At 68.5% G+C, this 7,609-nt stretch carries 5 protein-coding genes and 1 pseudogene; 2 read left to right on the top strand and 4 right to left on the bottom strand.

The window, feature by feature from the left end; all coding sequences use genetic code 11:
• Nucleotides 1-141: 141 nt before the first annotated feature.
• On the top strand, nt 142-3,294 hold the full coding sequence (locus ACFWF2_RS26165; protein WP_379310094.1) for an ATP-binding protein: 3,153 nt from the start codon (nt 142-144) through the stop codon (nt 3,292-3,294).
• On the opposite strand, the gene ACFWF2_RS26160 is transcribed toward ACFWF2_RS26165, so the two are convergent.
• The 3 genes from ACFWF2_RS26160 to ACFWF2_RS26150 all read right to left on the bottom strand — a co-directional run bounded on the left by ACFWF2_RS26160 (nt 3,274) and on the right by ACFWF2_RS26150 (nt 5,311).
• Nucleotides 3,274-4,059 carry an ABC transporter permease gene (locus ACFWF2_RS26160; protein ID WP_379310093.1) on the bottom strand — a complete coding sequence of 262 codons (786 nt, stop codon included), beginning with the start codon at nt 4,057-4,059 and terminating at the stop codon, nt 3,274-3,276. The genes ACFWF2_RS26165 and ACFWF2_RS26160 overlap by 21 nt on opposite strands.
• Nucleotides 4,056-5,003 carry an ATP-binding cassette domain-containing protein gene (locus ACFWF2_RS26155; protein WP_379310092.1) on the bottom strand — a complete coding sequence of 316 codons (948 nt, stop codon included), beginning with the start codon at nt 5,001-5,003 and terminating at the stop codon, nt 4,056-4,058. Before ACFWF2_RS26155 ends, ACFWF2_RS26160 begins: the two co-directional genes overlap by 4 nt.
• Nucleotides 5,004-5,089: 86 nt before the next feature.
• On the bottom strand, nt 5,090-5,311 hold the full coding sequence (locus ACFWF2_RS26150) for a hypothetical protein (protein WP_379310091.1): 222 nt from the start codon (nt 5,309-5,311) through the stop codon (nt 5,090-5,092).
• 36 nt (nt 5,312-5,347) lie between these two features.
• Here ACFWF2_RS26150 and ACFWF2_RS26145 point away from each other — a divergent pair.
• A pseudogene (locus tag ACFWF2_RS26145) lies at nt 5,348-5,482 on the top strand (response regulator); the annotation flags it as partial.
• Nucleotides 5,483-5,789: 307 nt separating this feature from the next.
• Here ACFWF2_RS26145 and ACFWF2_RS26140 read toward each other — a convergent pair.
• Nucleotides 5,790-7,556: a GNAT family N-acetyltransferase gene (locus ACFWF2_RS26140; protein WP_379310090.1), complete on the bottom strand. Its 1,767-nt coding sequence runs from the start codon at nt 7,554-7,556 to the stop codon at nt 5,790-5,792.
• Between the last annotated feature and the right edge of the window lie 53 nt (nt 7,557-7,609).

The raw sequence follows: 7,609 nt of genomic DNA, 5'->3' as shown, positions 1-7,609 counted from the left end.
TGGGGCCCCGGGGGGGGCTGGCGGGGGTGACTATTTTTTCCGCCACAACAAACCCCCCTTGCCCCCAAACCCAAACGTCGCCGCATTCCGCCCACACATTTGGGGCCCGCCTAGGGGTGGGCGCGCCACTAAGGTGTGAGGGTGAGAATCGAGCTGACGTTCCTGTCCGGGGTAGCGCTGTCCGGCCGGGAGATCCAGGGGGCTCGTTCGCGGGCTCTGCTCGCACTGCTCGCCGGTGAGTTGCGGACCGGGGTCAGTGCCTCGGCGCTGGTGGCGGGGATCTGGCTCGATGCCATGCCGGAGAACCCGTCGAAGGCGCTTCAGGTGCTGGTGTCGCGGACCCGCTCGCAGTTGGGTGCCGAACTCATCGCGAGCACATCGAATGGGTATCGCCTGAATCTGGTTCCGGAGCAGGTTGATTCGGCCGCGCTGGAGATCCGGGCGGCGGCGGCACAGCGGCATGCCCGATCCGGAGACCACCTCGCCACCCTCGAACAGGCGGAGGCGGGGCTGGCGCTGTGGGACGGTTCGGTCGAGGAGTATCCCGATCTCGACGATCCGGTGACCGCGCTGCGTGCGAGCCGGGCACCCGCGTATCGGACCTTGCTGCGACTGCGGGCGCTGGCCTTGTCCCGCACCGGCAGGTACGCCGAGGCGGTCGAGCCGCTGATGGAAATCGCGGCGGGTGCGCCGCGCGATGAGGAAGTGCTGGCGGAGTTGCTGCGCGCGGAGGGTGAAACGGCCGGGTCCGCCACCGCGCTCATCCGCTACGACCGCTACCGCAGGGCACTACGCGACGAGATGGGCGCCGATCCCGGTGCGGCGCTGCGAGCAGTCCACCGGGAGCTGCTGCGATCGAGCGAACCCGTTGTGCGAGAAGGTATCCGGCACGATCCGAATCCTTTGCTCGGACGGTCGGACGACATCGCGACAGTGACCGCGCTGCTGCGCTCCGCGCGGGTGGTGTCGATCGTAGGTCCGGGCGGGCTGGGCAAGACTCGCCTGGCACATGCCATCGGCCAGGCGGCCGAGCAACGCACGATACATCTGATCGAGCTGGCCGCCATCGGCAACGACGATACGGTGGCCGCGACGGTGGCCGGCGCACTCGGTACCGGCGCCACCTCGCCGGCGGGCAGCGGGAAAGGTCTGGTCAGCGGAATCGCCGAAGCCCTGGGATCGGGACCCGCCCTGCTGATTCTCGACAACTGCGAACAGGTCCGCTCCGGCGTCGCCGAACTGGTGAGCGCTCTGGTGTCACTGACCGGCGAACTCCGCGTGCTCGTCACCAGCCGCGCACCGCTGGGTTTGAGCTCCGAGGCCGTGCACGCGTTGCCGGAACTGCCGTCCGGCACCGCCGCCGAACTCTTCGCCCAGCGCGCCCGTGCGGTGCGGCCGGACATCGACCTGCCCCCGGCGGAGGTGGCGGCGCTGTGCGCGCATCTGGACGGACTGCCCCTCGCTATCGAACTGGCAGCGGCCCGGGTGCGCGTGCTGACCGTCGCCGATGTGTCACGTCGGCTCATCGATCGGTTCACCCTGCTGCGGGGAGGATCTCGTGATGCACCGCTACGGCATCGGACCTTGCACGCGGTCGTCGACTGGAGCTGGAACCTGCTCGACAAACAGGGCCGGGCGGCCATGCGGATGCTGTCGGTCTTCCCGGGCGGGTTCACCGCCGAGGCGGGGAATCGGTTGTGCGGCGGCGAGCTCGACGACACCCTGGATCTGCTCGAACATCTGGTGGATCAGTCGCTGATCCAGGTTGTCGAGGCGGCGACCGGCACGCGTTTCCGCATGCTGGAGACCGTCCGGGAGTTCGCCGCTACCCGGCGGGCCGAGGCGGGCGAGGAGGACCGGGCGCGGACCGAATTCCTAGCGTGGGCCCGCGATTTCGGCATCAGTCGCAATGTGAGCGCGTTCACCGGCCTGGCCGATCCTGCCGGGCTGCGCGCCGAACAGGACAATCTGGCGCGGGCGCTCCGGATCGGGTTGGATCGGGCGGACGGGCCGACGGTGGCAGCCGTCTGGGCGACGCTGGGAGGCTGGTGGTACGCCGGGGCGCAATACTCGCGAATCGCGGAGTCGGCGCGCGAATGCGCCTGGGTGCTTTCGCATTTCCGGCCCGGCCCGGAGCTGGTGGAGGTCACCCGGACCGCCGCCGTCGTCTGTGTGCTCAGTGGTGCGACCCAGAGCGGATTCGAATTGAGATCCTTGGTGGTGTTGCGACGCCTACCACCCGCGCTGCCCGACACGCCGGTCCGGGCGATGGCGGCCATCGTCACGGCTGTACCCACGTTGTCGACCGACCCCGGCCCGCTCGATGAGCGGTGCGCGTCACCGTATCCCCTGCTCGCCGGAATCGCCTGGCTGGTCGCGAGTTTCCGTGCCGAACAATTCGGCGACCGGGATACCGCGCTCACCGCCACCGAGCGCGCGCTCACCGTCCTGGACGGGAGCGCGCAGCGCGCGAACAGCGTGTGGCTGCGGTACCAGGCGCACTGCCGGATCGGAAAACTCGCCTTGCTGTCCGAACGCGCCGAACAGGCCAGCACGCACTGCGAATACGCCCTCGGCTTGATCGAGGATGTCGGCCCCCGGCCCGACCGCAATGACCTCATGGTCGCGATGGCCATGGCCGCGCTGCAACTCGGCGACGTCGATACGGCGCAGCGGTGGCTGTCGCGGGTGCCCGATCCAGCCGACCCGTTCGCGCACCCGTACACCCTGGTGGCGAATGCCGAGATCCGATTGGCGTGTGGCGACATCGAGGATGGTCTGTGGCGCTGGCGGGAAATCGCCGGGCTGCTATCGCATCCCGCGAACCCGTTCTACCGGCCGGACCCGCGCGGGGTGCAGGTGTGGGCGCTGGAAAGCCTGTCCGCGATCGTGCTGGCCCACGCCTATCACAGCCGGTTGGATCTGGTCGACGAGCTGGCGGCGGACCTGCCCCGGCAGGTGATCGCGCTGCTGGAGCAACCAGCGGCGCAGCCGGGTGGATTCCTCGCGGAGTTGACGGCCTGTGGGGCCGGCCTGCTGGCGCTCGCCCAGGTGCAGATCTCTCGGGACCAACCGGCGGTCGGAGCCCGTATGGTCGCGCTGGCCGAGCGGCTCGACCCCCCGCGCCAGATCCATCCGACCATGTCCAGCAATCGAACTCGGGTGAGCGCCGAGAACGCCGATAAGGCGGCGTACGTCGAGGCTGTCTCGACGTACGCCGCCTTGGATGTGGCTGGTGTGCGAGCCGAAGCGCTCGACACGGTCCGGGATGGGTTAGGGCTCGCGGTTCAGTAGTTTGGTGGCGCCGAAGCTTGCGGCGGCGGTGATGGCCACACACCAGGCGACGGCGATCAGGCCGTTGTTCCCGATCTCGGTGCCCAGCATCAGGCCGCGCAGGGTTTCCATGACCGGGGTGAAAGGCTGGTGCTCGGCGATCCAGCCCAGCCAGGTCGGCATGGAGTCGGTGGGTACGAAACCGCTGCCGAAGAAGGGCAGGACCATCAGCAGCATGGGCAGATTGGACGCGGTTTCGACGCTGTCGCTGACCAGCCCCATCAGCACGGCGATCCAGGTGATCGCCATGGTCAGCAGCGCCAGTATGCCTGCGGCGCCCAGCCATTCGAGCGGTCCGGCGCTCGGCCGGAATCCGACCACGACCGCGGCGGCGATGACGACCGTGACACTGAGGAAGGTCTGCACCATGCTGCCGACCACATGTCCGGTCAACAGGGATGGCCGGAAGATGGACATGGTGCGGAACCGCGCCACAATGCCCTGTGTCATGTCTGCGCACACCGACACAGCAGTGGCCGTCGCCGCGCCCGAGACCGCCAGCAGCAGAATTCCCGGAGTCACATAGTTGACGTAATCGCCTCGCCCACCGGAGTTTCCGAGCCCGGCTCCGAGGGTGCCGCCGAAGACGTAGACGAACAAGAGGAGGAAGACGATCGGTCCGATGACGAGCGGCACCGTCATGGCGGGGTAGCGCACGATGTGCAGCAGGCTGCGCCGCACCATCATCATGGAATCGGTCAGGGCGTACTTCATCGTGGTGCTCATCGCACGGACTCCTTCGGCTGGCCGGTGAGGGCGAGGAAAACATCGTCGAGATCGGGGGTGTGGATGGACAATTCGGCGGCTTGGATGGCGGCTGCGGACAGCCGGTCGAGCAGGGTATGCAGGGTGTCGACGCCGCCATCGCTCGGAATCTGCAGCGTTAGTTCGTCGTCGTCGCGGGTGGTGGCGCCAAGCAGCAGCGCCGCCGCGGCGAGCGCCCGGGCGTCGGTGAAGCGCAGGTTCACGTGGCCACCCGGTACCAGGCGCTTGAGCTGCTCCGGAGTTCCCTGCGCGACCACCTTGCCGCCGTCGATCAAAGCGATCTGATCGGCCAGTTGGTCGGCCTCCTCCAGGTACTGCGTAGTCAGGAAGACAGTGGTGCCGCCGGCGACCAATTCCCGTACCAAGCGCCAGACCGCACGGCGGCTGCGCGGATCGAGTCCGGTGGTCGGTTCGTCCAGGAACAGCACCTGTGGATCGCCGACCAGGCCCATGGCGATATCCAGCCGTCGGCGCATACCACCGGAATAGGTGGACGCGGGCCTGCGGGCGGCATCCACCAGATCGAACTGCTCGATCAGACGGCTGACGCGTTCCTTGCGTTCGCGCCGCCCGAGGTGGTGCAGCACGGCCATCATGGCCAGGTTCTCCTCGCCGGTGAGCAAGTTGTCCACCGCCGCGAACTGACCGGTGACACCGATGGCGGCCCGGACCTCGTCGGGCTCGCGCCCGACATCGTGCCCCGCGACGCGCAGCTCGCCCGCGTCGGCGGCGATCATGGTGGACAGGGTCTGCACGGTGGTGGTCTTTCCGGCACCGTTCGGACCCAACAGGGCGAAGATGGTCCCGGCATCGACCCGCAGATCGATCCCCGCCAACACCTGGTGGTCGCCGTAGGACTTCCGCAGCCCGGTCGCCGTGATCGCCGGCGGGCGGTTGCTCGTCATGATTCCTCCTCGGATTCGCGACCGGCTCGGTCGCTGTCGAGAAGAAGATTGCGGTACCCCGACTTCACCACGGTTGCCTGACGGTTTCACCGGGTTGCGTACGTGAAACCGCGGGTGAATTCGTCGGCCGCCTCGGCCAGGGAGGCGACCGAGTCGTCGAGGTCGTCTGGGGGTAGTTCCAGCGCCCGGCGGACGCGGCGGCGGCCGGCGATGATGTGGTTGGCGTAGCAGAGAAAGCCCAGTTCGGTGTCGCGCTCGGCCATCTCGTCGTCGGACAGCCGTGAGGTGGCGATGTTGAACCAGGTCAACGCCTGCTGCAGCGTATTGTCGACAACCCGCCCGCGGCCATGGCCCTCGACCTGAACATGCCCGAACTGGACGGCGTCGCGGTGGTGACCGCGTTGCGCTCGCTGGGCAACGATGTGCCAATCTGTGTGCTCAGCGCTCGGTCGAAGGTCAACGACCGCATCGGCGCGCTCAGTCGAGAGAGAGGTTGCGCAGCTTTGCGCGCATGGGAGTACTCAGGTAATGGCAGAATCGGGTGACGCGAGCAAGGTCATGTCGTTTTACTCAGACCTGACTCTGCGATAGGCGCAGATGCCGCCGTCATCGCGACGGTTGGATTGGGTAAGTGGCAGTAGAACCCCAGGTGAGATGTCGCAGGTTCGTGCCCTGAGTCACCAACCTGCGACAAATCCCGGTGATCGGCCTGCCACGGCGGTTCAGTCACCACCGGACGTTGGACGAGGCGCCCTCTCGCGCCCCTGAGCGAGCGCCGGGAATCGGTCAGAGCGCCCGCTTCAGCCCGACGTGACTGTTGTCGTACCCGAGCCGCGCATAAAAGGCGTGAGCCCGCTCGCGGACCCGGTCTGTGGTGACCTGCGCGAGTGTCGCACCTCGGTGCCTGCCGTGGTCATGTGCCCACTCGAGCATCGCGGTTCCGATGCCGCGAGAGCGTTCCGAGGCAGCGACCCGGACTCCCTCGATCTGGAGGCGGGTGGCGCCGCCGCGGGACAGCCCCGGAATGATGGTGAGCTGCATGGTGCCGACGATCCGGTCGCCCTCGTCCCGGACCACGGCCAGATAGTGCGACGGGTCCCTGGTGACGGCATCGTATGCCTCCTCGTAGCGGGCGATTTCGAAACCTTCGCGGGTACGGCCGATCTCGTCGTCGGAGAGCAGCGCGACCAGCGTTGGCACGTCGGTACGCCCCGCCCGCTGCACACGATAGATCCGGTCGCCGAGTCGGAGCCGACCACCGACCGAAGCCCGTGCCCGTGACTGCAGTCGGGCGATCAGCGTGTCCAGCCAGGCGCCGACGTGCCGCCGGGCTTCGGGAGTGTCCGGATACCGGCAGCGCAGGTGCAGCCCCGCCTCGTCGAGGATGAACCAGAGCATCACGCCGTCGGTCCGAATCGTCGCGCCGACGTACTGCGCCTCCAATCCGGTCGCGTCGACTCGCACCGGCAGCCGACGCAGGTCCAGCCACGAAATCGCGAACATCCCCGGCGCCTCGGGCATCCCGCCCCACGGACGCAGGATGTCCTCCAGTGGCCAGGACCCCATCCGGACGGCCTCCTTCACCGCCTCCGCGCTGGCACGGGGATCGGAGTCGGCCGACTCGAGCACCGAGTTGGTGATGAACCACCCCACCGAGTCGTGCCAGGTGGTGTCGTACCGACTGTGCACCGGAAATACGGCCCGCAGTGCGGTGCCGGCCAACTCGTAGGTCACCTCGGTCATCGCCCCCACCACCAGCGCCAAGGTCGAGACGCCGTCGTCGCGGGCCTGCGCCGAGAACGCGGCGCTGTCGTCGACGTCGAGGACATCGCGCACCTCCACGCGCTCCTCCTGCAACGTCGCCTCACCCAGCGGCAGCGGGAACCGTGGCATCACATCGCCGCTGCCCGCCAGCACCTCTGCCCAGCGGCGGTGCACCTCGTCGGGTGCCGGCGGGCGATCCCGCAGCGCGCGGGTGTGCTCCGCGAAGGCGGGTGCGGGCGGCAACGACGGTGCACGACCGCTCTGCACCGCGGCCAGCGCGGTGAGCAGGTCGCGCGCGATCACCAGCATCGACCACATGTCGACGTGCGCGTGGTCGGCGGCGACCACCACGGTCGGCCCTACCGCGGTCTCGAGCACGCAGAGCCGGTACGACGGGCGACCGTACGGTGTACAAGCACGGTCGAGCACGGCGCGGAGCGCATCGTTGACCGCCTGCCCCGGAGCGATCACATGCTCGACCCAGCCGCCGGGGCGGATATCGACCTCGTGCAGCCGAGGCTCGCCGTCCTCGCCCGGCACGAAGACCGACCGCAGCGTGCCGTGCCGCTCGATCACCGCCAGCCAGGCGGTCGCGAGCTCGTCGGGCGGTACCGGCGCAGAGAGCCTGAAGGACAACGCCATCCAGGATCCCGCTCGGTCGCCGGCGCCGACGTGGCGTCGTTGGTCGAAGGACACGGGAAGTGACCGGCCCACGCGACCCGCAGTGACGTCGAAGCCCAGCAGGCGGCCGAACGGCAGGCGCAAGTGCGCGACGTTGGTCAGCCGCATGACTGTATCCTAGGCTTCCTCCCGAGCGATCGCCGTCTCACCAGCACCCTTGG

Source organism: Nocardia sp. NPDC060259 (assembly GCF_042728775.1).
Lineage (GTDB): Bacteria > Actinomycetota > Actinomycetes > Mycobacteriales > Mycobacteriaceae > Nocardia.
The sequence above is the reverse complement of the archived record's forward strand: the minus strand, read 5'-3'. Positions and strand labels throughout refer to the sequence as shown.

Excerpts from the sequence above, each read along its gene's own strand:
- ACFWF2_RS26140 (WP_379310090.1), bottom strand. The coding sequence starts at position 7,556 with ATGCGGCTGACCAACGTCGCGCACTTGCGCCTGCCGTTCGGCCGCCTG.
- ACFWF2_RS26155 (WP_379310092.1), bottom strand. The coding sequence starts at position 5,003 with ATGACGAGCAACCGCCCGCCGGCGATCACGGCGACCGGGCTGCGGAAG.
- ACFWF2_RS26160 (WP_379310093.1), bottom strand. The coding sequence starts at position 4,059 with ATGAGCACCACGATGAAGTACGCCCTGACCGATTCCATGATGATGGTG.